The organism is Gammaproteobacteria bacterium (genome assembly GCA_022340215.1).
GTDB lineage: Bacteria > Pseudomonadota > Gammaproteobacteria > JAJDOJ01 > JAJDOJ01 > JAJDOJ01.
Genome location: JAJDOJ010000027.1, coordinates 1 through 26401, shown reverse-complemented (window position 1 = coordinate 26401; position 26401 = coordinate 1). Strand labels below are relative to the sequence as shown.

Annotated in this window: 24 protein-coding genes and 2 pseudogenes; 18 read left to right on the top strand and 8 right to left on the bottom strand. The window is 59.8% G+C overall.

What is annotated here, in order from left to right; translation table 11 throughout:
* Positions 1-38: 38 nt before the first annotated feature.
* Positions 39-302: a helix-turn-helix transcriptional regulator gene (locus tag LJE91_01885; GenBank protein MCG6867504.1), complete on the bottom strand. Its 264-nt coding sequence runs from the start codon at positions 300-302 to the stop codon at positions 39-41.
* Between the two features lie 136 nt (positions 303-438).
* On the opposite strand from LJE91_01885, the pseudogene LJE91_01880 reads away from it, so the two are divergent.
* From LJE91_01880 to LJE91_01865, 4 genes and pseudogenes are all read left to right on the top strand, one after another.
* Positions 439-1492, top strand: a pseudogene (locus LJE91_01880) (TraI domain-containing protein).
* Between the two features lie 6 nt (positions 1493-1498).
* The gene (locus tag LJE91_01875; GenBank protein MCG6867503.1) at positions 1499-2473 is read left to right on the top strand and encodes a DNA-binding domain-containing protein; all 975 of its coding nucleotides are present in this window, start codon (positions 1499-1501) and stop codon (positions 2471-2473) included.
* Positions 2474-3037: 564 nt separating this feature from the next.
* A complete protein-coding gene (locus tag LJE91_01870; protein ID MCG6867502.1) occupies positions 3038-3292 on the top strand; it encodes a hypothetical protein in 255 nt (84 codons plus the stop codon).
* A gap of 129 nt (positions 3293-3421) precedes the next feature.
* Positions 3422-3901 (top strand): hypothetical protein, encoded by a 480-nt coding sequence (locus LJE91_01865; GenBank protein ID MCG6867501.1) that lies wholly within the window; start codon positions 3422-3424, stop codon positions 3899-3901.
* Between the two features lie 9 nt (positions 3902-3910).
* Here the strand turns inward: LJE91_01865 and LJE91_01860 are convergent, their stop codons facing one another.
* Both LJE91_01860 and LJE91_01855 read right to left on the bottom strand, forming a co-directional pair.
* Positions 3911-4306, bottom strand: coding sequence for a hypothetical protein (locus LJE91_01860; protein MCG6867500.1), 396 nt, complete (start codon positions 4304-4306; stop codon positions 3911-3913).
* Positions 4307-4318: 12 nt separating this feature from the next.
* Entirely contained in the window at positions 4319-4813 is a 495-nt protein-coding gene (locus LJE91_01855; protein MCG6867499.1) for a hypothetical protein, read from the bottom strand.
* Between the two features lie 247 nt (positions 4814-5060).
* Between LJE91_01855 and LJE91_01850 the strand changes: the two genes are divergently transcribed.
* Positions 5061-7184, top strand: coding sequence for a PhoX family phosphatase (locus LJE91_01850; GenBank protein ID MCG6867498.1), 2124 nt, complete (start codon positions 5061-5063; stop codon positions 7182-7184).
* A 93-nt stretch (positions 7185-7277) separates the two neighbouring features.
* Here LJE91_01850 and LJE91_01845 read toward each other — a convergent pair whose 3' ends face one another.
* The gene (locus LJE91_01845) at positions 7278-8420 is read right to left on the bottom strand and encodes a hypothetical protein (GenBank protein MCG6867497.1); all 1143 of its coding nucleotides are present in this window, start codon (positions 8418-8420) and stop codon (positions 7278-7280) included.
* Between LJE91_01845 and LJE91_01840 the strand changes: the two are divergent.
* Positions 8413-9378, top strand: a pseudogene (locus tag LJE91_01840) (inorganic phosphate transporter). The gene LJE91_01845 and the pseudogene LJE91_01840 overlap by 8 nt on opposite strands.
* 97 nt (positions 9379-9475) lie before the next feature.
* On the opposite strand, the gene LJE91_01835 reads toward LJE91_01840, so the two are convergent.
* On the bottom strand, positions 9476-10147 hold the full coding sequence (locus LJE91_01835; GenBank protein ID MCG6867496.1) for a metalloregulator ArsR/SmtB family transcription factor: 672 nt from the start codon (positions 10145-10147) through the stop codon (positions 9476-9478).
* Positions 10148-10320: 173 nt separating this feature from the next.
* Between LJE91_01835 and LJE91_01830 the strand changes: the two genes are divergently transcribed.
* A complete protein-coding gene (locus tag LJE91_01830) occupies positions 10321-11289 on the top strand; it encodes a VTT domain-containing protein (GenBank protein ID MCG6867495.1) in 969 nt (322 codons plus the stop codon).
* A gap of 154 nt (positions 11290-11443) precedes the next feature.
* Here LJE91_01830 and LJE91_01825 read toward each other — a convergent pair whose 3' ends face one another.
* Positions 11444-12898, bottom strand: coding sequence for an MATE family efflux transporter (locus tag LJE91_01825; GenBank protein ID MCG6867494.1), 1455 nt, complete (start codon positions 12896-12898; stop codon positions 11444-11446).
* Positions 12899-13048: 150 nt separating this feature from the next.
* On the opposite strand from LJE91_01825, the gene LJE91_01820 reads away from it, so the two are divergent.
* From LJE91_01820 to LJE91_01810, 3 genes are all read left to right on the top strand, one after another.
* Complete coding sequence (locus tag LJE91_01820; protein MCG6867493.1) at positions 13049-13501, top strand: thiosulfate oxidation carrier protein SoxY; 453 nt, start codon at positions 13049-13051, stop codon at positions 13499-13501.
* Positions 13502-13527: 26 nt separating this feature from the next.
* Complete coding sequence (soxZ, locus tag LJE91_01815; protein ID MCG6867492.1) at positions 13528-13842, top strand: thiosulfate oxidation carrier complex protein SoxZ; 315 nt, start codon at positions 13528-13530, stop codon at positions 13840-13842.
* A 452-nt stretch (positions 13843-14294) separates the two neighbouring features.
* The gene (locus LJE91_01810) at positions 14295-14879 is read left to right on the top strand and encodes a diguanylate cyclase (GenBank protein MCG6867491.1); all 585 of its coding nucleotides are present in this window, start codon (positions 14295-14297) and stop codon (positions 14877-14879) included.
* Positions 14880-15029: 150 nt separating this feature from the next.
* Here the strand turns inward: LJE91_01810 and LJE91_01805 are convergent, their stop codons facing one another.
* Positions 15030-16181, bottom strand: coding sequence for a putative sulfate/molybdate transporter (locus LJE91_01805; protein ID MCG6867490.1), 1152 nt, complete (start codon positions 16179-16181; stop codon positions 15030-15032).
* Positions 16182-16336: 155 nt separating this feature from the next.
* On the opposite strand from LJE91_01805, the gene LJE91_01800 reads away from it, so the two are divergent.
* The 8 genes from LJE91_01800 (at position 16337) to ptsP (ending at position 25717) form a co-directional block, all read left to right on the top strand.
* A complete protein-coding gene (locus tag LJE91_01800; protein MCG6867489.1) occupies positions 16337-17044 on the top strand; it encodes an ABC transporter permease in 708 nt (235 codons plus the stop codon).
* Entirely contained in the window at positions 17037-17801 is a 765-nt protein-coding gene (locus LJE91_01795) for an ATP-binding cassette domain-containing protein (GenBank protein MCG6867488.1), read from the top strand. Before LJE91_01800 ends, LJE91_01795 begins: the two co-directional genes overlap by 8 nt.
* 446 nt (positions 17802-18247) lie before the next feature.
* Positions 18248-18886, top strand: coding sequence for a hypothetical protein (locus tag LJE91_01790; protein MCG6867487.1), 639 nt, complete (start codon positions 18248-18250; stop codon positions 18884-18886).
* Positions 18887-19506: 620 nt separating this feature from the next.
* Positions 19507-20358, top strand: coding sequence for an adenylyl-sulfate reductase (locus tag LJE91_01785; protein ID MCG6867486.1), 852 nt, complete (start codon positions 19507-19509; stop codon positions 20356-20358).
* Positions 20359-20388: 30 nt separating this feature from the next.
* Positions 20389-20871, top strand: a complete 483-nt coding sequence (gene aprB, locus LJE91_01780) for an adenylyl-sulfate reductase subunit beta (protein ID MCG6867485.1) — start codon at positions 20389-20391, stop codon at positions 20869-20871.
* Entirely contained in the window at positions 20871-22739 is a 1869-nt protein-coding gene (aprA, locus tag LJE91_01775) for an adenylyl-sulfate reductase subunit alpha (GenBank protein ID MCG6867484.1), read from the top strand. The genes aprB and aprA overlap by 1 nt, the downstream gene beginning before the upstream one ends.
* Positions 22740-22880: 141 nt before the next feature.
* Positions 22881-23282, top strand: a complete 402-nt coding sequence (locus LJE91_01770) for a hypothetical protein (protein ID MCG6867483.1) — start codon at positions 22881-22883, stop codon at positions 23280-23282.
* A 230-nt stretch (positions 23283-23512) separates the two neighbouring features.
* Positions 23513-25717, top strand: a complete 2205-nt coding sequence (gene ptsP, locus LJE91_01765; GenBank protein ID MCG6867482.1) for a phosphoenolpyruvate--protein phosphotransferase — start codon at positions 23513-23515, stop codon at positions 25715-25717.
* Between the two features lie 273 nt (positions 25718-25990).
* Here ptsP and LJE91_01760 read toward each other — a convergent pair.
* A partial coding sequence (locus tag LJE91_01760) for a hypothetical protein (protein ID MCG6867481.1) occupies positions 25991-26401 on the bottom strand: 411 nt, incomplete at its 5' end.

Here is a 26401-nt window from a genome sequence, read left to right as displayed (position 1 = left end):
ACTTCCATATACTGATCGAAATGCCCGAAGGCAGCCCCCTACTTGCTTTTCTTGTTGTCAGCCAACACCACACGTTCCATTAACTCACTGATTTCACAATCAAAATAGTCGCAGAGCTTACCGATTGCATCGGTCGTCGTGCTGTAACCGCGGGTATTCGCGATGCGCGAGAGCGTGTTACGGGAGATCCCGGTGGCCTCCGCAACCTCGTCCAAGGTCACCCTGCGGTCTTCAACAAAACTTTTCTGCGCAATCAATTCTTTGAGCTTGTATCGGATCATTCCGGCTTTTTGATGTCGCAAATCATTTAATTTTGATGCGATTGTACCAATTGTGGGTCACCTAGCATCTGATTTACTCCATCAACCCAATAATCCCGCCCGCACCGGGGAGTAATTGATCGCCCCCCGATAGCTGCAAACATGCACCTTACCCCGCATGTGGTCCCTAGTATTGTCAGCAGCCAAATCAACCGAGCCGATCGCAGCGGGGCATCTCCCGGTGGCGCCCTCGCCTCAGGTGCTGGCGCCCTTCCGTCCGCTGTTGAAATCTATCCGCGGCGCGGTTGGTCTGCCTGAGCGCCATTGGCAGGAGGTCTACGTACCAGTACTGAACAACTACGCTGCGCTGTGCCAGCGCTTGCCGGCTTCCGAGGCGCATCATCACGCCTGAGCTTGGCGGTCTTTTGCGTCACGGCCTAGAGACGATGCTCGAGGCACTGACATTGCGCCGGAATCAGCTGTTGCCTGCAGGCGCGACGGCTGAAGAGATCGCCAGCCAGCAGGACCTTTGGACCTACGCTACCGTAACCGCTGCCCTACTCCACGACGTTGGCAAGCCGATCTCAGACCTTGTGGTGACCTACATATCACCGACCGACACGCAGCCGCGGATTTGGCAGCCACTGACTGGAATGCTCCCGATGGGGGCCCAGTACCGCTTTCGCTTCAACCCACAGCGCGAGTATCACCGGCATACGCTGATGCCACCGCTGCTCGTGCACAGGATACTGCCGCAGGTCGGTCTGAACTGGCTCGCGTCGGAACCTGCCGTGTTCGATGCATGGCTTGCCACCATCAGCGGGACCGAGGACGCAGGGCCTTTGGCAACGATCGCTCATGCGGCAGACGGTACCTCGGTCGCCCGCGACTTGTCCGGTGGGGTACACACGCGGTCGCCGGCAGCGCGCGCCAAACCGCTTGCCGAAAGGCTGCTGACCGGTCTGCGGCAAATGGTCCGAGCAGGCACGGTCACGCTCAACCGCCCGGGCGCCTCCGGGTTCGTTGCTGAAGGCAGCTTGTGGCTTGTTTCCAAGCGGGTACTCGACGACCTGCAGGAACATCTCACGAGAAAAGGTCAGACGGGAATCCCGGGGCGCAACGATCGACTGATGGATGAGCTGCAGCAGTGGCACATCATCAATGCCAATGGTGACAAGGCAGTCTGGTTTTGTGAGATCCGGATCGGTGACTGGTGTCAGACGTTGTCGTGACTACGGATGGAGCTGACCCAGATCTGGCCGGATCTCAAGGAGGTGCCAACCACCGCCAATCTTTCGGTATCGCCGTCTGCGCGATCTCCTGATTCTGGTACAGCAAGCGCTGGAGCGTGCGACGAGCAGATTATCGAATCTTCTGGCGGGAAGCACGCCCCGCCCCACAACTCGCCTGCGAACGACTCGGAATTGCCGGCCGGCCGTCTAGGTTCTGGCGGGGCGCCCGACAGCGACTCTTCACCGATTGCCCCTTCAGATCCAGCGACGATGAGTCAGCGGGACACGGGCGGGGCCCGTTCGGCAGCGGCACTGGCTACGACATCAACCGATTCATCGGCCGACGACGAGGGCAACACGGACCTCGGCCAGCGCTTCGTTGAGTGGCTAAAAACCAACATCCGTGAGCGACGCATCGAGATCAACACGCCCCGCGCACGCGTTCACGTGCTGACCGAAGGCCTCGCACTGATCACACCTGGGATATTCCGCGACTTCAGCCCCCACCATTGGGAGCGCGCGCAGAAGCGTTTCCAGAAGATCAGGCTTCACGCGAAGACCGAGAAAGACACGAACGTCTGGACCTGCCAAGTCGCCAAAGACCGCAGGACTTCAACCGTGAAAGTGATGCTCATTCCCAACGCCGAAACAGCCCTCGGGATCGAAATTCCTGAACCCAATCCCGTAATGACACTTATCAATGCCGAACAACTAAAGCGTCCAGTAAGGTCACCGCCTTTTTCTGACAAGGAGATGACAGTCGATCAGTTGGGTGCGACCTTCTGGCGCCTATCGAAGGCGACCAATATCCGCATCTCGCCGCACCGTCTGCGCCACACAATGGTCACCGAGTTGGCGGCATCCAAGGATATTCGCACGCTGCAGGAACTGCTCGGTCACACGAACATCAGCACGACGATGCAGTATGTACATCCGGACATGGATCGCATGCGCAATCTTCTCGAGACATTTTCGTCTTGATCGTTGCCGGGTGAGAACCGACGTGCTAAAAATTCGGTGACATACCTGCATACGGTATTGCTCTGCTTCCAGCGTTAACGCGGTGGGAGCAGCACGACTGGCAAGTGGTTGGATGCGCTGACCGCTACGCCTCAATGGAGACGTAGCTGGGAAGATCAAGCGACAGTCGTCGGCTTTGATTACAAATCAGCTGCTCTACCAACTGAGCTACGCCAGCGTCTGGAGACCCGGGTGCTTTCGGCGCCTCTCGACAAGAGACGTTCCGGGTCGCGATATGGAGCCTGGATCCGGCCTCCGGGCGCCAATTATACGACCATCGTGGGTCGATACCCAGCCGGGATTACCACCCTGGCGTATCCGATGGGGGTGTGGGCCAATCGTGATTCCCCCACCGATATCCGACCTTTTGCGGGCGGGATTACTACAATTGTTATGGGATTCGGCTGCGGCCGCGCTGCGCTAGATTCTCCGATTGACGGAATACACAGCCAAGGCAAGGGATTTTGGATTTTTCCACCTCACAAGGCACAATCGACCGTCCATGGAATGGAGGTGGGTGAATCGATGAGCGTTAATCACGATCATTACCTCGTCACACAGGTCGATGCCTGTGTCGAACGGATCTGCGCCCTGGGTTGCGCCGTTGTCTATCAGGTCATCACCCTGATGGAGCAGGGCAAGTGCGCCCGCGAGATCACCGGCCTCACCTGCGTCGACCGGCGGAAGGTATTGAAGGAACTCAGGGAGATCATGTCGGTTTACGACGCCCGGGCCGGAGGACATTCGTGCAAGGTTGAAAGGGCAAAAAACTCGGTCTGACGCGAGAATCAACCCAAGACACTCCACCTCCCGATACGCCACCTGAAGACACTCATCCCCTCTGCACTGTGGCTTGCACTCGTATTGAACTCCGTCACGGACGCCGCCCTCCCAGTCGCCGACATCGACATGAAACTCAAACAGGTTTCCGAGCATGTGTACTGCGTGCAGGGCATCCCCGGAGTGGCCACCGACAATCAGGGTTTCAGCTCCAACGCCTCGGCCGTGGTGACCGACAAGGGCGTGGTGGTCATCGACGCGCTGGGAACTCCCTCTCTGGCCGCCCTGTTTCCGTTTACGGGGGGCGCCGATACGGCGCACTGGCTCGATTTGCTGGAAAAACTCGACCGGACGGATCTCACGCCGCTGGTACCGGGACATGGCGCCGCAGCGAAGGATCCGGATGCCGCCGTGGCACTGACCCGAGATTACCTGCGGCAGGTCCGTTCGGTGATGAAGGCGGCGGTCGACGAGATGGTCCCTTTCGACGAGGCCTATGATTCGGCCGATTGGTCAGAATTCGAGAACCTTCCGGCCTTCGATGCCGCCCACCGGCGCAATACCTACGGGGTCTACCTGTCGATGGAGCAGGAGTTGCTCGCGCAGTAGACGCCCCCGCTACCTCGGGGCATCCCGACCAGCCCTGTTCGCGTGTCGAACCGAAGCCTCGGACGACTCGCCGCCTGCCCGCTGCAATGCCAGATCAGGGCGATGTTGACCGCGAGCCCAAGGACACTGGCGTGATTGCCAAAGGGGCGGTGGACGACCAGCTTGGGGAAACAGGAAATGACCAATCAGAAACCCGAGCGTGATCCCGGTGCCCGTGAGAAATCCGGCGACCAGGGGTGCGGATTTCTGGTGCTTCCAGTGGAGTCCGAGCAATAGCGCGGGCGCCGTCTGGGCCGGTAATTCGGTCTTGATCTTCAGTTGCCAGATGTTCTGCGGCAGCAGGATCGCGAGGCTGGCCGATCTCGCCATGACCAGCGTCGAGATCAGCTTGCCCAACCGGGTCAAGCGGCGTTGATCCTAAATGCGGCCGGCAGGCCACACGATGTCCTGGGTCACCGACGAGGCGACTAACAGCAGCGCACTGTCCGCACTGGGCATGACCGCGGCGAACACTGCCTCCACGAACAGGATCACGACCCAGGCGGCCGCCGCCGTACGGGTGAGCGCGAAGTCCCTGAGGATCCGCAGGGTAATCCCGAGGCCCACGATTCCCTGCGCGTGGGACACATCACCCGTCATCGGCCCCCGTTCCGCCTCGGACTCGCGCCGCCAGAGCCGCTCGATACCGAACGCGACAAAGACGGCGTATCGCACCGTGAAAGTGAGTGCGTAGATCACCCAGAACGGTAGTCCAAGGACCTCGAACCGAACGTCCCAGCCGACGAAGGTCCAGGGGGCGGAAATCACGATGAGAAACAAATTGATCAGGGTATACCGTTTCAATCCGCGTCCATCATCAACCACACCCGGGCCATATACCAGCAGGCCTGCAGCACTCCATTCGCGGGACATAACTGTTATTTTGCGCAGGTTTCTCTGTGCACGTCGCCCTGTGATTCGATCGGGTACCGGAAACCATTTCGTAACAATACCGTAGTCAGAACGTTACAAGAAGTTCCAACAAGCGTAACCAATGCTTCATCGTGGTGAAACCCGCGATGAATACGCTTTGCGTCATACCGTCTCCGCCAATGTTGGTTACGGAGATACCCACCGGTTAGTCAACGGATACGTTTGACCAAAAAAGAGGATGTGATCGATGAGAGAAACAAACAACCGTTCCAATAACCCGTGCGGGATCTGGGACGACGATGGTTCCGCAGATGTATTACCCGGTAGCGCCGCACGTCCCAGGACTTCGGAGCCGTTCTCGGCGATCCTCGAGCGTGCCGTCGATCGGCGCGGATTGCTGAAGGGGGCGGCTTTCGGTGCGACACTCGTGATCGCACAGGCAGTGCTGCTCGAACGCGAGGGTTTGAAGGCGGAAGACAAACCCGTAGCCGCGGACCCGCGGCGCAGGCTGCGGTTTCGTACGGTCCCGCCGGGCAATGAACAGGAAGTGATGGTGCCGCCCAACTACAGGGTCCATGTCGTTCTGGCATGGGGCGACCCCCTATTCCCCGGTGCGCCGGATTTCGACGTATCAAACCAGACTTCCCAGGCACAGGCACGGCAGTTCGGCTTCAATGCGGACCTGGTCCTCTGGTATCCGCTACCGAAGTCGATATTGGACAGGGTCTACACCACACATTACCTGCCGGAAGAAGTCAGCACGGCACTAGGCAAGGCCTATCCGACCCTCAAGAAAAAGTCCAGCGAGCGAGCCCTGGTGGTCGTGAATCACGAATATACCAAGGCCCGGGACATGTTCCCGGACTATGACAAAGCGACCTACCCGACCCTTGAACAGACGCGTGTCGAGATCGAGGCGCACGGCTTCTCCATCGTGGAACTTGTGCTCGACGAACGCGGGCAGTGGCGCTTCAACATCGCCTCGCCTTTCAACCGCCGCGTGACCGGTTCCACACCGATGGAGATAACCGGGCCCCTTCGCGGCCATCCGCTGATGCAGACCCTGGGCAACCCCGCAGGCACGGAGGTGCGCGGCTGTCTCAACAACTGCGCCGGTGGCAAGACGCCCTGGGGGACGGTGCTGACCTGCGAGGAGAATTTTGACCAGTATTTTGCGAATTTCGACGCCATTCCGTCCGAGTATCTGCGCACCCGCGAACTGAACGAACGGATTCCCGCCGAAAGCGAGGCCTCAGAGCGATTGTGGGAACGGCACGTGGGGCGCTTCGACTGCGGCAGCGACCCGAACGAGTACAACCGCTTCGGGTACATCGTGGAGATCGATCCGTACAACCCGCTGGACAAACCCAAAAAGCGTACCGCACTCGGCCGCTTCAAGCATGAGGGTGCGGCCGCGACCGTGACCCGTGACGGTCGCGTCGCGATCTATTCCGGAGACGATGCAGGATTCGAGTACGTCTACAAATTCGTCACCCGGGAACGCTACGAGGAGGGCAACCGCCTGAACAACCTGAATCTGCTCGATAAGGGAACCCTCTACGTTGCCCGTTTCGATGCGGGGGTCACCAAAGGCGACGAAATGGGCACCGGTGAGTGGTTGCCCGTGGTCTGGGAATCCGGCAATGCCCTGGACCGGGCTGGCTTCGCGAGTCAGGCCGAGGTCCTGATCAATACCCGTGGCGCTGCAGATATTCTGGGTGCCACCCCCATGGACCGACCGGAGGACATCGAGGTCAGTCCAGTTAACGGCCACGTCTATATTGCTTTGACCAACAACTCCAAACGCAGCGGCGACGATCTGAATGAGGCCAATCCGCGGGGGCCGAATCCCCACGGACATATCGTCGAACTCATCGAGGACGGCGACGATGCCGGATCCCTGACCTTCGCCTGGAACATTCTCGTTAAATGCGGGGACCCTTCGGTACCGGAGCACGAAACCCGTTTCGGCGACATCGCCGATCCCGTCGAGTCAGGGGTCAGTCCCATCTCCGACCCTGACAACCTGGTGCACGACGACGACGGTAACCTGTGGATCGCGACAGACGGCCAGTTCTTCAGCGGTGACGATGGATTCGGACAGAACGACGGCATATTCGCCGTGCCTGTCGAGGGACCGGAACGTGGACTGCTGCGGCAGTTTCTCAGCGGGGTACCAGGCGGAGAGGTCTGCGGACCGGAGTTCTCCGGCGACAACAGGACGTTCTACTGCGCCATACAGCATCCCAACGACGGTGATGCATTCGAGAAGATCTGGCCGATGACCAACCACCTCGGAGAGGCCAATGCGGTGTCACGTCCCAGCCTGATCGCGGTTCGCGAGAAAGACGGCAGAAAAATCGGCTACTGATGCGACGACGGCTCCCGATAAGGATGAATCCGAGCCAGGGCCCACATCCTGGAAGCATCGGGGCCCAGCTTGACTTCTTAATACAGACTCCAATCAAGAAACAAAAGCCCGGTCAGAACAGTGGCCGGGCTTCATTTTACCCAAAGTGAATCGGACGGCTATCCCGATGATCAGGGCCGTTCGATCGGTTCGACACCCTCGACCTCGACCTGGGGATCGGCATAGCCTTCCAGGGAGACCTTTGTCGAGCACCAACAGCCCTTCGCCGCCGTCTCCCTGGACCGCCTTGATGCCCACGTCATCATTGTTGGTGAATTCCGATCGGTTGACCTTGGCATCCAGGTCAACCGGACCAACCTCCTCCAGCTGCATGCCTTCCGCTCCCGTACTACCCCTGACACTGGAACGGTTCATTCTTGGCTTCAGACTGCCTGCGTCCTCCTCGTCGATCTTGATGTTCTCGTCGGTGTTCCCGTTAGCAACAAGCGCGATCACCCGGGCCATGACCCCACCTTCCCCGGCCTCGTCGAGATCGAGACCCTCGTCCAGGTTATCAGCGATCTCTGGGCGAATGGCTTTGACATCGATGCCTCCTTCATCGGCCTTGTCGATATCGACGCCGTCATCCAGGTCCGCTTCGTTGTAGAAAACGTTCTCATTAAATGTCGACCGCACGAGCTTCAGGGACACGTCACCCTCCCGGGCTTCATCCAGTTCCAGCCCATCGACATCGTTACTGTCGATCTGGCAATGGCTGAAGCTGGCGACGATGTCACCTTCACCCCGCTCGTCCACCCTCACGCCGTCGAAGTCGAGTTCCCCGGTGCCACCACCTTCGACGCGACACGTCCTCCCGGTCAGGAAGATACCGGCCTCCGAGCCTGTATCGTCCGCGTCGCAAAGCAAGGGATCGCCCCAGGCGGACTCGTTACAATCCTTGACGTAGGCCCCGTGCAAACCGGTGTTCAGCGCACTCACGTCGTACAGCTCGACCCAGAGATCGTCGGTGGCAGCGGAAGGCATCTCGACGAATATGCCGTAGAGCGACGAATGCTGGAACGTCAGATCCCTGATAGCGAGGTTTCCGCCTCCCGTTGACACGAAGACACTGAAGTCTCCTCCTCCACCATCGACCAAGGCGCCCGAGCCCTGAATATGCAGTCCCTGTGGCCCGACATAGGTAATGGCCATGCCCAGATCGATCTGAACGCGGTTTCTCGCGAACCGGATAATCAAGAAGCACATCCTGCGTTACAACGAAGAAGCGGAGGCAAAGCTCAAGGAGATCAAGCAGGAGAAGAAGGCGCACAAGAAGGAGTACAGGAAGGCCTTCGAAACCCTGAACGAGATACAGCAAATCGCCTACAACAGTGCGATGGCGCGTGACGCCCAGGCGATCACCGAGCTGGACTTTGCCGAGGACGACCTCGAGTCGGACTACTACAAGGAGTTGTACCACATCGACCGCAAGAGAGACGATATCCAGGCCCACCGCGCGCTGGAGGGCTGGGTGCCGATCATCGCTGCGATCGGCGCAACGATCATCTCGGCGATGCTGCTGTTCAAGGGACTCAAGAACCTGGATCTCGGCCTGACGACCCTGCACAACTACCTGATCATGATGATGGTGGGCGCCTCAGTGTGGATGGCGACCTTTATCTTCGCCAGGACGCTGCAGGGCAAGTCCCTGAGCAAGTCGACCTTCGTGCTGTTCAGCTGGATGCAGGTCTTCACCGCGTCGGGATTCGCCTTCAGTCACGGATCGAACGATATCGCCAACGCGATTGGCCCGTTCGCAGCAGTTCTGGCAGTGCTTCGTACCGGGGAGGTCGGCTCCGAAGCGGCCGTGCCAACCATCGCGATGGTCACCCTCGGTGTCGCGCTGATTGCCGGTTTGTGGTTTATCGGCAAAGAGGTCATCCAGACCGTCGGTACCAACCTGACGACGATGCACCCGGCCTCCGGGTTCTCAGCAGAACTGTCGGCCGCCGCCGTCGTGCTGCTGGCCTCTACCCTGGGGATCCCGGTCTCCAGTACTCACATCCTGATCGGTGCGGTGCTGGGAATCGGCCTGGTCAATCACCAGGCCAACTGGGGTCTGATGAAACCCATCGTGCTGGCCTGGATCAGCACCCTGCCCGCGGCGGCTGCAATCAGTTCAGTCACGTTTATTGCCCTGAGAAGCATCTTCTGACTGCCTGGCACGACAGGCAGCGATACCACCGGTCCGGAGGCTGCAGTTCGCTAGCGATGCGGTTCCGGACCGTTGGAAAAGGTCAGGGAAACGCGAGTTAGATTTTGCTTCGGTTCTCGACCGGCAGGCCGGCGCGCCGCCACTCGGGATATCCAACATTCAACCGCCTGGCCGAGCGTCCCCGCTCGCGCAGCTTTGACACGGCATCGAAGGCCAGCACGCAATGTGGCCCGCGACAATACGTGACGACCTCCCGATCCCTGTCCAGCATGTCGATCCGTTTCTCGAGTTCATCCAGGGGTATGTTGACCGCCCCCGGGAGATGACCGGCGGCATACTCCTCTTCGGGACGGACATCGAGCACGGTGACCTCGCCTTTGCGCGCCCGCGCCAGCAACTCCTCTGCCGGCACGGGCTCCATGTCATCCTTGACGGTGAGGTAGCCGTTTATCAGGCGGTCGACGTCTGCAAGACGGCGCCGTGCGACATCGCGCAAGTCCTCGATGAGGGCCAGTACATCGTCTCCACTGAGGCGATAGAAGACGTACAGACCGACCTTGCGACAGGTCACCAGCCCCGCATTGCGCAACTGCTGCAGGTGTTGCGAGGTGTTTGCGATACTCAGTCCGGAAACCTTCGCGAGGACCTCGACGCTGCGTTCACCCTGCGCGAGATGCTCGAGCAGTTCCAGCCGGTTACCATGACCCATCGCCTTGGCTATTCTTGCAAACTGGGCAAAAAGCTCGTGCTTGAAGGTCTCGCGGGACACCGTCAACCGTTCCTTATACTCTCTTAATCAATTGAGTTAAAAACCCGAGAATTGATGAGTATAGCACCGGTCCCGGCGGTAACGAATGTGAAATATACCGGCGGGCAGGCCGGTCGTACCGTACATGCCGGGTGCTTGCCCCGGCAGCGTCGGTGCGACGAGAGGAATACAGAGTGAACAACAATCGGCTGATACGAATTCTTCTGATACTTGGCCTGGTGACCGGTATCGCCCTGGTGGTGATCTACCGCGACCGGATCGATGCCGAGGCGCTGGAAGCCTGGCTTCTCGGCACAGGCCCCCTCGCCCCGCTGATCTTCATATTGATCTACGCCGCGGCCGCCGTACTGCTACTCCCCGGCTCGATTTTCACCCTGGCCGGCGGCGCCCTGTTCGGTCCGGTACTGGGGACGCTCTACAACCTCACCGGCGCGACACTGGGCGCGACACTCGCCTTTTTGATCTCACGTCACCTCGCCTCGCAGTGGGTCGCGGAGAAGACGGGCGGCCGCGTGAAGCAGCTCATCAATGGCGTCGAGGAGGAAGGCTGGCGTTTCGTCGCCTTCGTTCGTCTGGTGCCGCTGTTTCCGTTCAATCTGCTCAACTACGCCCTGGGCCTGACGCGCATCAGGGTCCTGCACTACGTTGTCGCTAGCTTCGTCTGCATGCTGCCTGTCACCTTCGCGTACACCTACCTGGGGTTCGCGGGCCGCGAGGCGATCGCCGGCGGCGAGGGACTGATGCAGAAAGCCGCACTGGCCCTCGCCCTGATCGCGGTCGTCGCATTCCTTCCGCGACTGGTCGGAACGCTGCGCCGCGGCCCTACGATGGACGTCCCGACCCTCAAGGAACGGCTCGAATCGGACGACGCGCCGCTGGTGCTCGACGTGCGTACCGCGGAAGACTTCATCGGCGAGCAGGGGCACATCGAGGGCGCGGTCAACATTCCGCTGGAGGACCTGCAGGATCGAATGAGCGAGGTCTGCGACTATCTGGAACGTACGGTGGCTATCGTCTGCCGCACCGACAGGCGTTCCGCCAAGGCCGCCCTGCTGCTGACCGAGGAGGGATTCGCCGACGTCCATATCGTACGCCGCGGCATGACGGGCTGGATCGGAGCGGGCCTGCCGGTGGTTCGCTGAACCACGAAGCCGGCCTCGCCCGGCAAGATCGGGCCCATCAGGCGCCGTCGTGGAACCTGGTAACGCAGTCCGCGTCCCAGGCCGTTCAATCGCGCTTGGGCCTGTATGAGCGGATGGGCGCGGACCATTTCTTCTTTACGATCGACGCGGCGCGCTATTCCCGAACGCGGGCCCGCGTCAGACCGTTGTCGGCCGCGGCATCCTGACCGCCTGGCTCCGACCCGTTCCCCCGTCTGATCGTCCTCTCCCGACGCAGGAACCGGACGGTCAGCAGCAGCGAAAGGACGACGGTCCCCGACAGCAGACCGATCCAGATCCCCACACCTCCCCGGTTCAGTGGAAACGCCAGCAGCAACCCACCACCGATACCGATCCCCCAGTAGCACACCAGTGCATAGATCATCGGGACACGCGTGTCTGTGAACCCGCGCAGGATGCCGGGCACGACGACCGCACCGCATTCGAAGGGCTGCATGACGGCGACGAACACGAGAAAAAGGCCGGCAAGGGCGAAGATCTCGGCATTCGAGACCGAGGGAGTGATGAACCAGCCGGCGATCGCATCGTGGTAGATGCCCACCACCGCCAGATAGGTCAGCCCCGTAGCCGTCGCCAGACCGAACGCGATCCGCCCGGCGTACAGTGTGGTGATGGTACTGCGGGCACCGACACCGAATCCGACACGCACCGTCGCGGCCTGCGAGAGCCCCAGCGGAACCGCATACAGAACCCCGCTGACCCGCAGCGCGGCGGCGTGGGCGGCCACCGCCTCGGCGCCGACGATGCCCATCAGGACGGTCGAGAGCAGGAAGGCGCCAACCTCGCCCAGGCTGTGAAACCCCATCGGTACGCCGATACGAAGGAACTCCGGCAGGCCGCGACAGCGGGGTCGCCAGAGTCCTCGCATCAACCGGTAGGACCGGAACGCCGGCCGGGTCAGGGTGTAGACTGTCAGCACCGAAAACATCCAGAAACCTGCGACAATCGACGCCACGCCCGCGCCCGCCAACCCCATGTCGGGCGCGCCGAGATTTCCGAACATCAGCATGTAATTGCCGAGTGCGTTGACCGGGATCGCACTCAGGGTCACGTAGAACAGCACTCGCGTCGATTCGTGCGCGACGAGGAAATTCCGCCATGCGATGTCGAGAACGAACACGGGCAGGGCAATCGCCATCATCCGTGCGTAGGGCGCGCCGGTCGCGACCACCTCCGGCTGCACGTGTAGCCAGCCAAGCAGGATGTCGGCATACCACACGGGTACCGCCATGACCCCACCCATCACCGCGCCCAGCCAGATGGACTGGCGCTGGATGCGCGCGATTTCCACGCGGCTCCGGCCACCACGCGCCTGACTGATCAACGGCGTGGCCGCGGACACAACCGCAGCGGCGAAGTAGAAAAAGATCGAATACAGGTCACTGGCGACCGCACCACTGCCCAGCGCCAGCGGTCCCAACCAGCCCATCATCAGCACGTCGGTGATCGAAATCGCCATGCTGGCCAGGGACGAAAGGACCAGCGGGGAGGCGATGGCGACAAGGCGCTCCGTCTCCGCGAGCGCCGCCCGGATCGCACCGTTGCTGATGGTCCTTGTCAGTCGGCGCATGTGCATAGGCGCTCCGGGAAGGGACATTCTCGTTGCAGGAGATTATGACAAACCGCGCGGCCCGCGGCGTCGGTACCCGCATGAGGGTCTACACTTACAGTGCAGTCAGGCGTTTTGCGAATTCGAAACGATGCCGCGGAGGGGATGGTCATGCATCGACGAGCCTTTCTCGGCTATCTCATATCGATAGCCGTACTGCCAGTCGCGGCATGGGTCGCCCCGCTGCGCGCGTCGGCGAAGTGGCCGCAGAAGGCCTTCGAATCCACGACACTCGCCGATGCCATTGCCGCACTGTTCGGCAGCGAGCCCGTCAAACAGAGCGACGCCGTAGTGGTCGACGCACCGGAACTCGCAGCCAGCGCGACTCACGTCCCCGTGACGGTGTCGACGACCCTGGGAAACCCCCAATCGATCGCGATTTTCTCGGCGAAGAACCCGAATCCGCTGATTGCCAGCTTTACGCTGACCCCCGAGGTCTCGAGCGGAATCAACGTCCGTATCAAGGTCGCCGGCAAAACGAACGTCGTCGGCGTCGTGCGGGCCGAGGGAGGGCTCTACCGCAACCAGACCTATGTCAGGGCGACGGCCGGGGCCTGTGGCTGACAAGACTAAGACTGGCGAACCTCGCGATGAAACGGCAACATAAGATACGTGCATGGCTCAGGGACGGCGAGACGGTTGTGAGGGTGCTCATCCGTCACCCGATGGAGACTGGGGCCCGAATGGACGACGTGACAGGGAAACGCGTCCCGAGACACTTCGTTCAATATGTCGAGGCCGAACGCAACGGCAAGCGGGTCCTGTCAGGCGACTGGGGATGGGGCATGTCGAGCAACCCCAATTTCGGCTTCAGCCTGAGAGGCGGCAAACCGGGTGACGTTGTCCGGGTCGCTTGGGTGGACAACAAGGGGGAGACGGGGGAACTGGAAGCGATCGTCAAATAGCGTCCCGGTTACGTCAGTCTCGCCGGCGCTTCGCCAATTCGCAGGCAATCCCCCGGCCTCCGTTGCATCTTTAATCTTTAACTCAGATGGATATTTCGCAATCGCCGTCCCTTATGAACGACCCTCGGATGCGAACCCGCACGGCGCAGGTCAAACGCCTGTTTCAGAACTCCTGGACGGGGTTTGCCGTCAGCATCTCAGTAGGCGCCTTGCTGGTGATCGCGTTGCGAAACACGGTGCCCCTGCCCCACCTGCTGCTCTGGTACGCCAGCCTGTTGGCCATCACCGGGACTCGTCACGCAATCTACCTGGGTTACTTTCGGCGAATACACCGGATAGGGCCGACGGGAAGTGGGAATATTCCTTTCTTGCCGGGACCGGGGTCGTCGGGCTGGTCTGGGGATCGGCAATGATCTTCACTGTTCCCGGCAGACAACGTAAAGGCTCAGTTCATGATCGCCATGGTGCTGGCAGGCCCGATTGGCGGCTCCGTCGCCGTATTCGCCCCGCTGGTGTCGGCCTATCTCGCGTTCTCGGTGCCCATCATAATACCCAGTGCGATCCGATTCCTCATTGAAGGGGATCCTCAGCACATCATTCTGGCGTTGATGCTCCTTACCGGAGAACACCAGCTTGCCCAGGAGGTGATACATCAGGCGAAGCACGATGCCTTGACCGGCCTCGTTAACTGGAGGGAATTCATGCACCGTCTGGAAAACGCACGAGCCCGCGGAAAACGGAACGGATCCGAATATGTCCTCTGCTACATGGATCTGGACCCGTTCAAGGTGGTCAACGATACGGCGGGCCACGGCGCCGGTGACGAACTGCTGAAGCAACTGACCAGCACATTGCTGAGCAGGGGCCGGGGACGGGATACACTGGGCCGTTTCGGAGGTGACGAATTCGGACTGCTACTGGACAACTGCGAACTGGACAGCGGTATCCAGATCGTCAATTCGCTGCTCGCCTGCCTGAACGAGTTCCTATTCCAGTGGGGAGAACGTGTCTTCCAGGTGGGCGCTAGGCTCTGTTGACATTTATCTGGGCGAGTGGATTTTCGAGGGATTTTTCGTCCTGACAAGGCGGATTCGATGCGCAATGCCGCCCCATTGCAAGTCGAATCCAACGCCGTCAGGACGGAAAAGATCCGTAAAGCCGCCGTCCACGATGAATGTCAACAGAGCCTAAACCCGTGCCTCATCGTCAACCAGACGAGCGCGCAGCCACTCCAGCAGCCAGCCGACCAGCAACGCAATCGCGACATTGGCGAGTACGCCGCTTAGCCCGGTCACCCCGATGACGAACAACCGGTCACGAGATGCGCGACGCAGACGCTTGGTGATCGCCATCTCGCTGCCGGCAACCAGCAGCATCGCACCGATGGCCGCCATTGGTAGCAGCGCCAACAGCGTCAATGCCTGTGGGCCGGCCAGCAGCCCCATCGCCAGGCACGTTGCTCCGAAGATCGCCGGTGCCAATCCCGTGCGCGCGCCGAAGCGGTACTGCACGAGCAGGCCGCCGGCGCCGTGGCACATCGGAAAGCAGCCAAACGGCGCTAGCACGAGGTTCATCGCGCCGGTCGACATCGCCAGCCGGTCCGGCGTGATGCGCGCGTGGTCGTGTGGAAAGTAATTGGCGGCAATCGCCGCGGTGATGACTGTCGCATTGGTCAGGGTCAATGTCAGCTGTGGCAGCAGCACGTCACGGGACGACTCCCACAGAGCGGCCGGCCCCGGGAGGTGGAATCCCGGCAGGTACCATGCCACATCAACCGCCGGCAGGCTGCCGGGTGCAAGTGCAATACCCCAGACGGTGGCCGCGGCGATGACGACCAACGCCGCGAGTGGTTTGAGGCGGGTCTGCTGCAGCCCCAACAGCACGACAAGCGCCGCGATGCCCAGCCACGGCTGCTGCATCATGAGCTTGACGCCGGCCCACACCAGGTAAAGCCCGACACCGAGCTGGATGCCGCTCATCACCGTTTGAGGGACGAGCCGCCCCAGTCGACCTACCAGGCCGAACGCGGACAGGCCGATCAGCAGGACACCCAGCAACAGACCGGTCGCCACCAGACCGGGGGTACTGAGGCCACCGGCAATCACGACAGCAGCCACCGCCTTCATCGGCTGCACCGGCACCGGACGACGGTAGACCAGCGCCGTAACCAGCGCGAACACACCGAAGCCGACTAGCAGTCCGGTCAGATCGACCTGTTGCACTGCAACAACACCGAGCACGAGCGGCAGGAAGGTACCCAGGTCAGCGAACGCACCTGAAAGATCGCCTAACCACGCCGCGGTGCGTGTCTGTGCCGTGGTGTCGTGTTCCGCTCGCATTGGCGCTACAACATCCTGACCGATCCCGGTTCGTTCCTGCCCCGGCCAGGTGGACGCAAGGCACCCATCACTGTCCGGCTTGAAACTTGTCGTGGCGGGGAAAATGTCGCACTGTTACGCTCAGGTTTGCATATTTTTCGGCGGAGGCGGAAATCATGCAGGATTTCGGCGGAGCTTTCAGCCTGGCCTTCGGGTTGGTTTTCGCCGCTGACCCGGATCTGCTGGAGATTATCGCACTGTCGTTGCGCGTCAGCCTGACCGCGGTCGTGATCGCGTGCGCGATCGGCCTGCCGCTCGGCACGCTGGTCGCGATGAGCCGCTTTCGCGGACGCACGGCGACCATGATCGTCATGAACGCCCTGATGGGCCTGCCGCCGGTCGTGGTCGGACTGCTGATCTACCTGCTGTTGTCGAACGCCGGCCCGCTCGGCTGGCTGCGACTGCTTTACACACCAGAAGCCATGATCATTGCCCAGGCCGTGCTGATCACACCGATCATCGCCGCGCTGTCGCGTGAGGTCGTCGAGCAGTTCCACAACGAATATGCCGAGCAGTTTCGCTCGCTGAGCATCCCACCTCACAGTGAGGCTGCGGCGCTGCTGTGGGATGCGCGCTACAGCCTGCTGACGGTCGCGCTGGCCGGCTTCGGCCGCGCCATAGCCGAAGTCGGTGCGGTCATCATCGTCGGCGGCAACATCGATCACCTGACCCGGGTCATGACCACGGCTATCGCGCTCGAGACCTCCAAGGGTGACTTGGCGCTGGCCCTGGCGCTCGGCATCGTGCTGCTCGCGATCGCGCTCTCGGTCAATGCTGCCGTCATGGCGCTGCGCCTGACCGCAAAGAGGGACGCCTATGCCTGACGTGGTAACTCTCAGGCAGGCACGGCCGGTCGAACACGCTGGCGAATCGCCGGAGCCCATCGGCGAGGTGCGCGGTCTCGTCTACGAGGCCGGCGGCAAGCGCCTCATCGACGGCATCGACCTCGACATCCCGCGCGATAGTCGCACCGTCGTGATGGGCCCCAACGGCGCTGGCAAGAGCCTGCTGCTGCGCCTGTTGCACGGCCTGCTGACACCGACCAGCGGCGAGATCCGGTGGAGCGGGCGGCGCCTGGACACCGCAGTGCGGCGCGAGCAGACGATGGTGTTCCAGCGTCCGGTGCTGCTGCGCCGCTCAGCCGCGGCCAATATCCGCTTCGTGCTCAAGCAGCGCGATCGTGTCGCTGACGGCGAGGTCGAGCGCCTGCTCGACGAGGTCGGCCTTGCGGACCTCGCCGGACAGCCGGCACGCCTGCTGTCCGGCGGGGAACAGCAGCGCCTGACGCTGGCGCGCGCGCTCGCCACCCGACCGCGTGTGCTGTTCCTGGACGAACCGACCGCGAGCCTCGATCCGGCGTCGACCGCGGTGATCGAGGCGATCGTACAACGCGCCCACAAGCGTGGCACCAAGATCATTTTCGTGACTCACAACCTCGGTCAAGCACGCCGCCTTGCCGACGACGTGCTGTTCATACACAAGGGCCGGCCGACAGAACACTCGCCGGCACAGACATTTTTTGACCGCCCGAGTTCACAGGCGGCGATCGACTACCTCGAAGACCGTCTCGTGTTGCGGTAAGGCGATTTCTGTCAAATGACATACCACCCTGCTTGTCTTTTCGTCCGTCCTCTGTGTTGCGACAACAGTGACATAGTTCGACTATGCGCCTGTTGTCGCGCCTTGATGACGAACGAAAATCCGGCGCGATCTGGTATGCCATTTTCCGGCAATCGCCTAAATTCCGATGGCCTGGGTTTCATGTACCTGCCGGCCTTCATGGACTGGTATCCGCATCGTGTAATCTCCGGGCACCTTTCCGGCCGCCGGACAGTGACGGTGCGGGGAGACGGTGGCCTGAAATCCTGTGGTAGATTCAATTGAGCTTCTTTCCGCCATGTGAGGTCCGACTCCAGTTCGGAGGGATAGGGCGATCATCGCAGTGTCGTAGGCGTCGTCGTTACTGTCGGCAATCGATAACTTCATGTACCATGAAACCAGTAACGTAAGCGCACCAGAAATTCGCCATGGCCGTAAAACTCATACAGAAACATCTAATCAAAGGAATTCAAGAGCTTGCAATAGTTGATGACGTTGTCAAGGTTCGGATAAAAACACCATTTAAAGAAAAAAGCTTTAGTGTAGTGCTGTCCATATTGAATCCAGATCCTGTGATTCGGCGGTCTTATCTGGACTTTCATAGCCGCGTGAGTTGTGGTCCATTACTTTCGCTATTCATTAATAAGCCGAATCGCGAGGAGTTCAATGCCTTTGTCGATACGCTGAAGCAAAGGGCTCTGGAGGAATACAACGCATTTGCGGGTATCGGCTTATCCACCCTACCAGCCGCGCTGGCTGCAAACACCTTTGAAGAGCCACCGGAATTCGAGGATTCCGACAAAGCCCAAATAGCTCGCCTCAGGAAAAATATCGATGCCGCAAAAGTCGATACCGCGATTCAGATGCTTGAAAGGCATCTGAATCCCAAAGACATTAAGCCGATAGTTTCCGCGTTAAATGCTCTCAAAGAAAATCCACAGAATGACGCTTGCCTGACTGAGTTTATGAAAGCCTTCAACGGATTGGGTTCCGCGCAAGGCGCAGTCTTGACATATGCGCCCTATATTGGCGTCCTGCTGTCCGACGATCCGTTTGGTAGTCGTTAAACGGAGTTTACTCAAGTGTCAGGACGGTTTTTATTTCAGTCCAGACATACATTCTTGACCAACGTCAAACAGGCTGCGTTGTCAATTCCACAAATTAAGTCAGGAGATTATTTCCAGGTGCCGGGGTAGTATGTGATGAGCATTCCTGAGAATTTTCCGCCACGTGGCATCGGTGGAGTCCCGAATAATCTGGCTGCCGGGCCCTGACGCTCCCCGATGGGGCTGCACACATCGGGCGGATGGTTTTTGAGGGTCGCCCCACAGTCTTCTCCGCAGGAACGGGTGGAGCGCCAAAGACCGTTACTCCCTCCCCAGTCGGACGAGATTCGGAATGATAAGTTAGTCTAATCAAATGGTTACCATTTCTGGGGGCGATTCCGCCCCTCGTGGCAGACGCAGGAAAAGAGGCTCCCCAACATTTCGTCGCAAGCACGACGGGGGAGACCTTGCCGCTGCAGCGGCAGGGTCTCCCGAGGCTGGATGGACAGGGCGCATTCATGAGGGGAGCCAAAGTCAATTAACGTTGTTTATGCCAAACAAAAAATTTACGACTTGTGCTGCATATTCTGAACAGTTACGTTATGTGGCTACCTATCAACCGCCAAAGGAAACCCGCGTAGATGATCACGACCAATCCCTTTGCCGAGCTCTCGTCGTACATTCCTGCTTTTGTCATGCAGGGATATGTCGTGCTGATGATTCTGCTGGTCATCGCAGGCACGATTCTCGACATGGTGCATAAAGGCAGTGCCAAGTACTTTTTCGAGAACTCGAAACAGGCACAAAAAAATGCAAAGCGTTCTGTTGGCGGTGGAGAAAAGGCCGCGCTGGCGCTGAAAACCGTTGCAAACGAAGTCCTGACTTCCGGGGAGTTCGCTAACCAGCAACGCAGACTCTCGCACTTATTCACCATGTACGGGTTTGTCCTGTTCATCGTGACGACCGCCGTCCTGATTTTTGCCTATCCGACACCGGCAGACCAGGCGCCGACATGGCTGCCTCTGTTGTGGCACCTCGGGGCGTTGATGCTCTGCGTTGGGGGTTACTGGTTCTGGTTCTTCATCAGAGTTGACGTCTCCGCTGAAGGACATCAGTGGTATCGACTACGCCAAGCAGACATATTCATCGTTTCGCTGCTCGCTACGGCGACGTTCGCGCTAATCTGGTCAGCCCTGCAGGCAGTCGGCGCGTCGGGCTGGAATACGCTGTTTTTCGTTCTGTTCGTCGTGTCGAGCACCACGTTGTTTAGTACTGTTTTGTGGTCCAAGTTCGCGCATATGTTCTTCAAGCCGGCTGCTGCCTTCCAGAAGCGGTTGATCAAGGCCGACGGTTCTCAGGAGAACCTGCCCGATCTTCCCGAGCCGACGGATCCTGACGTAAAGGCAAGGTATCCGGATATCCCGGAATATATGGGTGAAAACCCACCGAACATGGGGCTTGGCATCAACCGCGAAGCGCCACAGCACTACTGATTACCCATTCACAAAGGGTAGGAGAAACACATGCCGACTTTTGTATACATGACCCGTTGTGATGGTTGCGGTCACTGCGTAGATATCTGTCCTTCGGACATCATGCACATCGATAAGGTTACCCGCCGTGCCTACAACATCGAACCCAATATGTGCTGGGAGTGCTACTCCTGCGTTAAAGCGTGTCCGCACCAGGCAATCGATGTACGGGGTTACGCAGACTTCGCCCCACTGGGCCACTCGGTACGAGTGATCCGTGATGAGGAAAAAGGTGTCATTGCATGGCGCATCAAATTCCGCAACGGTAAAAAGGACTTGAACCTGCTTGCGCCCATTACGACAAAACCCTGGGGTAAGGCGATTCCTCAACTCGCTGACGCATCTTCTCCCAGCCAGGAGATGCGTGATAGCCAACTGCTGTTCAACGAGCCCAAGTACATTCGCCTCGACGATGGTGACCTGCATACGCTCGAGTCAAACGGCCTGGAAATGAAAGAAGGGGTGTACTACTAATGGCTTACAAAACCATCGTAGAAGACAACATCGACATTCTGGTTGCAGGTGCGGGCCTCGGTGGTACCGGAGCTGCCTTTGAAGCTCGATTCTGGGGCAAGGACAAGAAGATCGTCATCGCTGAGAAAGCGAATATCGACCGTTCCGGTGCCGTGGCACAGGGCCTGTATGCGATCAACTGCTACATGGGAACCCGCTTCGGTGAAAACAACCCGGAGGACCACGTCCGTTACGCGCGGATCGACCTGATGGGTATGGTGCGTGAGGATTTGCTGTTCGATATGGCGCGTCACGTTGACTCAGCCGTTCACCAGTTCGAGGAGTGGGGTCTCCCACTGATGCGCAATCCCCAGACGGGAGCTTACCAGCGTGAAGGGCGATGGCAGATCATGATTCACGGTGAGTCCTACAAGCCCATCGTGGCCGAGGCCGCGAAGAAGTCGGCTGACAAGGTGTTCAACCGTATCTGCGTAACCCATCTGCTGATGGATGAAGCCAAAGAAGACCGCGTCGCCGGTGCTGTTGGCTTCAACGTACGTACCGGAGATTACCACGTATTCAAATCCAAGACGGTTATCGTCGGTGCCGGTGGTGCATCCAACATCTTCAAGCCGCGCTCGGTTGGTGAAGGTGCAGGTCGTGTCTGGTATGCGCCGTGGTCATCGGGTTCAGCCTATGGTTTGATGATTGGCGCTGGCGCGAAAATGACACAGATGGAGAACAGGATCGTTCTCGCTCGGTTCAAGGACGGTTACGGCCCGGTGGGCGCATACTTCCTGCATCTGAAGACCTACACGCAAAATGGTGTGGGAGAAGAGTACGAATCCAAATGGTTCCCCGAACTACAGGAAATGGTGGGTAAGGAATATCTGGATGTAGAAGCTTCGCACGCAACCCATCGACCGATACCGACCTGTCTGCGTAACCACGCCTTCATCCAGGAGGTGAATGCCGGCCGTGGACCGATACACATGGTCACGATGGAAGCCTTCCAGGACCCTCATCTCGAAGAGATCGGCTGGCATAACTTCTTGGGGATGACCGTTGGTCAGGCCGTATTGTGGGCAGCGACCGATGTCGATCCGAAGTATGAGAATCCGGAACTGACAACCTCCGAGCCGTATGTCATGGGTTCTCACGCGACCGGTTGTGGTGCCTGGTGTTCAGGTCCGGAGGATGTATCGCCGCCAGAGTATTTCTGGGGCTACAACCGTATGACCACAGTCGAAGGCCTGTTCGGGGCCGGTGACGCAGTCGGTGGTACGCCGCACGCATTCTCTTCCGGTTCCTTCACTGAAGGTCGCTTGGCTGCCAAGGCTGCCTGCAGGTATATCGATGACGGCAAGGCCGAAGGTATCCGTGTATCCGACGAGCAGATCAATCGCCGGAAGAAAGAGGTCTTCAAGCCGATGGAGCACTACAAGACCTACCGGAATGAGATCACCGCGGGTTCGGTGAACCCGAACTACATCAACCCGCGCCAGGGCCTGGATCGCCTGCAGAAACTGATGGACGAGTACTGCGGCGGCGTGACGGTCAACTACATGACCAACGAAAAGCTGCTGCACATCGGTCTCAAGAAACTCAAGACGATGGAAGAGGACCTTGAGAAGATAGCTGCAGAGGACATCCATGAACTTCTACGTGCATGGGAGCTGAAGCATCGCCACCTTACCTCCGAGGCCGTCATGCAACACACGCTGTTCCGCAAGGAAACCCGTTGGCCGGGTTACTACTACCGTGGTGATGCAATGAAGCTGGATGATCAGAACTGGCATGTGCTGACCGTTTCTCGACGTGATCCGGAGACAGGCGATTACACCATGGAGAAGGCTCCTTGTTATCACCTGGTTGGTGAAAACGAGTAGTCAGATACCTAACAGGAAAACAGAAAGGGATTCCTGCTCATCGCAGGGATCCCTGGATTTCCCGGACGAGAAGAAAAAGATCAACACATGTTGGTCTTTTTTCGTTTTTCGATGAAATCAATACAGTGACGCGGTAGATAGATGAATACGAGGAATGACGCACCTGAAGCGACCGAAGAAGGGCAAGTCTTCAAGAACATCATCGATCACACCGATGAGGAGATTCTGGAGATCGCTCACCCGATGTGGAGGGACCTGATCAAGTACTCCAGCAAGGGACAGTACGGCAAGTTCATCAGGAAGTTCTCCTACGACCTTTTGCTGGGCCTCAACGAGGTAGAAGTGGGCAAGCAGTTCGCCAGGAGTGAACTGACCCGAAACCTTTCTGAAGAATGGGACTATCTGGGTCTCATCCGGCGTGGTCAGCATGTGACCGTGCTGTACCGTGTGAGAAGCAAGAAGAAGGAAGGTGAATGGCTGGGCAGGATGGTGCTCGGCTATGAGAAGGGTGAGGTCAGGATCTTCGCCGCTTCGATTTTCTGATCATCAAATTGACAGGACCGATCTCTGATCGGGACCGGGCAGATATATTCGATTGAAGAGGTTGGTAATATAAGGCGATTTCTGTCAAATGACATACCATCCTGCTTGTCTTTTCGTTCGTCCTCTGTGTTGCGACAACAGTGACATAGTTCGACTATGCGCCTGTTGTCGCGCCTTGATGACGAACGATCCCGGCGCGGCGCTGTCCCTGCTTTGCTTGTGCACCGGTCTTGGGCTTCCTGCCCAAGCCGTTCACTGCTTCGCAGCTCACCCGGCGCAATCTGGTACGCCATTTTCCGGCAATCGCCTTAGTCCTGGCAGCCACAGAAGGACTGACCCCGAACTCGATCGGCAGCGTCCGGGTCGGACTTGGAGAGGGCCTTGTGGGTCTCGTGGCGGAGCGCAAAGAATTGATCGTCGTAACCGATGCCGACGCCCATCCCAACTGCCGTTTATTGACTGACACTCCCCATTGGCGCGACGGCAGCTTTCTTGGCACATCGCTAATACACTACCGCAAGCTCTTGGGGGTATTGGTGGCCTGGAAGCCGGTACACCAGCCCTACGCTAGGGATGAGGTGACGTTTTTTCTCAGTCTCGGGGCGCAGATGGCAAAGGCCGTTCACGATGCGGAGACCATCGACGCGGTGAGCGCACTGCTCGGCGGCCGGCGCTGCAGGGATCCCTTCGTACAAGGCATCTCGGCAGCGAGAGGACTGGCCATCGGTCGGGTGGTTCTGGTGGGTGGGCAGACCAATCTCGAGTCGATACCGGACCGGGAAGTCCGAGACGTCGCCGCCGAGGTGCTTGCCTTCAAAGCCGCAATCGCCGCAGCCCGGCAAGAGCTGCGGTCCGGCGGCGAGGGTTTCGCCGGCGTCGTGCCCGAGGACGTGGAGTCCCTGTTCGATGTCTACGCCATGCTGTTGGGCAGCGACAGCTTGGTGCCGGACACGATCGAACGCATCCGCGCCGGGAGCTGGGCTCCCGGGGCCTGGCGCGAGACCATCTCTCGGTATGCGGCGATTTTCGAGCAGATGGAAGATCCCTACCTGCGTACCCGGGCGGATGACATTCGCGAGCTTGGCGAATATGTCCTTACGCAGCTTCAGTCCCCGGAGCCGGCGTTTGCGGAGTCCCCGGAGCGCTGCATCCTGGTCGGGGACACGCTCGGTTTGACTCATATCGCCGCAGTACCCTCAGGGCGCCTTGCCGGTATTGTCAGCGCGCACGGCTCGCCCCTATCACATATGGCGGTGCTTGCGCGCGCCCTGGGCATCCCTGCCGTCGTCAGCCTTGCGGCCTTGCCCGGCAGTCGCTTGGCGGGGAGTGAGATGGTCGTCGATGGGGAAGAGGGCCGGGTCTACATCCAGCCATCGCCCGAGCTCATCGCGATTTTCCAGCGGCGCATCCGTGAAGCGGGGCTGCGCGCCGAGCGGCTCGCCGCTACGCGCGAGCTGCCCGCCGAGACCCTGGACGGCACCCGTATCCCCTTGCATGCCAACATCGGACTCCCCGCCGATGTCGCGCCCGCTGCGGCAAGCGGGGCCGAGGGCATCGGTCTCTACCGCACCGAGTACAGCTTCCTGCTGAGCGACATCCTTCCGGGCGAGGATGACCAGCTCGCGAGCTATCGCGAGGTGCTGGCAGCCTTCGCTCCGAGACCCGTTACCCTGCGTACCCTGGACGTGGGCGGCGATAGGATGCTGTCCTATTTCCCCGCCGTGGAGGACAACCCCTTTCTCGGCTGTCGCGGCATCCGCTTTTCGCTGGATCAACCGGAGATCTTTCTGATTCAGTTGCGGGCCATGCTGCGGGCCATGCTGCGGGCCAACGCGGGACTGGGCAATCTTCAGGTGCTGTTTCCCATGATCGGAACGGTCGGCGAGGTCGACGAGGCACTGGGGCTCCTGGAAAGGGCCTACCGAGAGCTGGAGGAAGAGGGGCAGGACGCGGCGCGGCCGCGGGTCGGGGTGATGATCGAGGTGCCGGCTTCGGTCCACCTCGCCGAGATTTTTATCCGGCATGTGGACTTTCTGTCGATCGGGACCAACGACTTGACCCAGTACATGCTGGCGGTGGACCGCAACAACGCCCAGGTTGTAACCCCTTATGACGGCCTGCACCCCGCCGTGCTCAATGCCATTCATCAGGTGATCGAAGCGGCCCACCGTCAGGGCAAGCCCGTGAGTGTCTGTGGAGAAATGGCGGGGGATCCGGCGGGTGCATTGCTGCTCCTGGGTATGGGGGTCGACACCCTCAGTATGAGCCCCGCGCTGCTCGCCGAGGTCAAGCTTGCCATCCGCTGCTTCACCCGAGGGCGGGCGAATCTGCTCGCCGAAACGGCACTCGGCATGGGCGATGGATTCTCCATCCACCGACTGGTGAACGGCGCGCTCGAAGAGATTCGGGGCTGCCCGGAAATCGCCGGCGTCTAGGTGGACTGAGACGAGCCCGACCTTTCGCTTGATCCCCGACGAGTCCCACGGCGATCCTTGATAGGCCAAGATCCCTGCATAATCGCCTCGTTTTCTGGCCTGAAGATCGGAATCGGGACGTGAATAGGGCGCAACAGCAATGAAATAACGGAGAAGGAACCTCGGTGGCTACAGATCTCATCAAGATTCAGAGAAAACGAAGCGGTAAGCGCGAGGGGAAGGGACCTCACGGCTTCGCCCATAGGCCAGGGGGGGGTTATCGTTCTGATACTTTCATCGCCCACTGCGGTTAAGCATGTGTGAGGAATGCGAATCAGGTGAGCGCGTCCGCGCATTCAGGCGCCCGTAGGCCTCACCTAGTATCACACCGTACACGAGATGCTCAAACAGTGTCACCACCGGCTGAATCGCGCTAAGCTGCATGCCGAAATAGCCCGCTCCGGCAAGAGGCAACACCATCAGCCATACCAGCAGAGTGGCTATCACGCCGAACGACAGCCCCCTTGCCCAAGGCCAACGGCCGGGAAGAATCGGCTCCATTACGGCGTACAGCGCACCCCACCATACCGTCCCGATGGCGAAGAACCAGAGCCAACCCCCAATAGGTGTAGGGGGCGCCCATCGTCTCACCTCTGCTAGAAATGCGACCAGCACCCCGTCCAGCATCGTGATTGTATCGAGCTG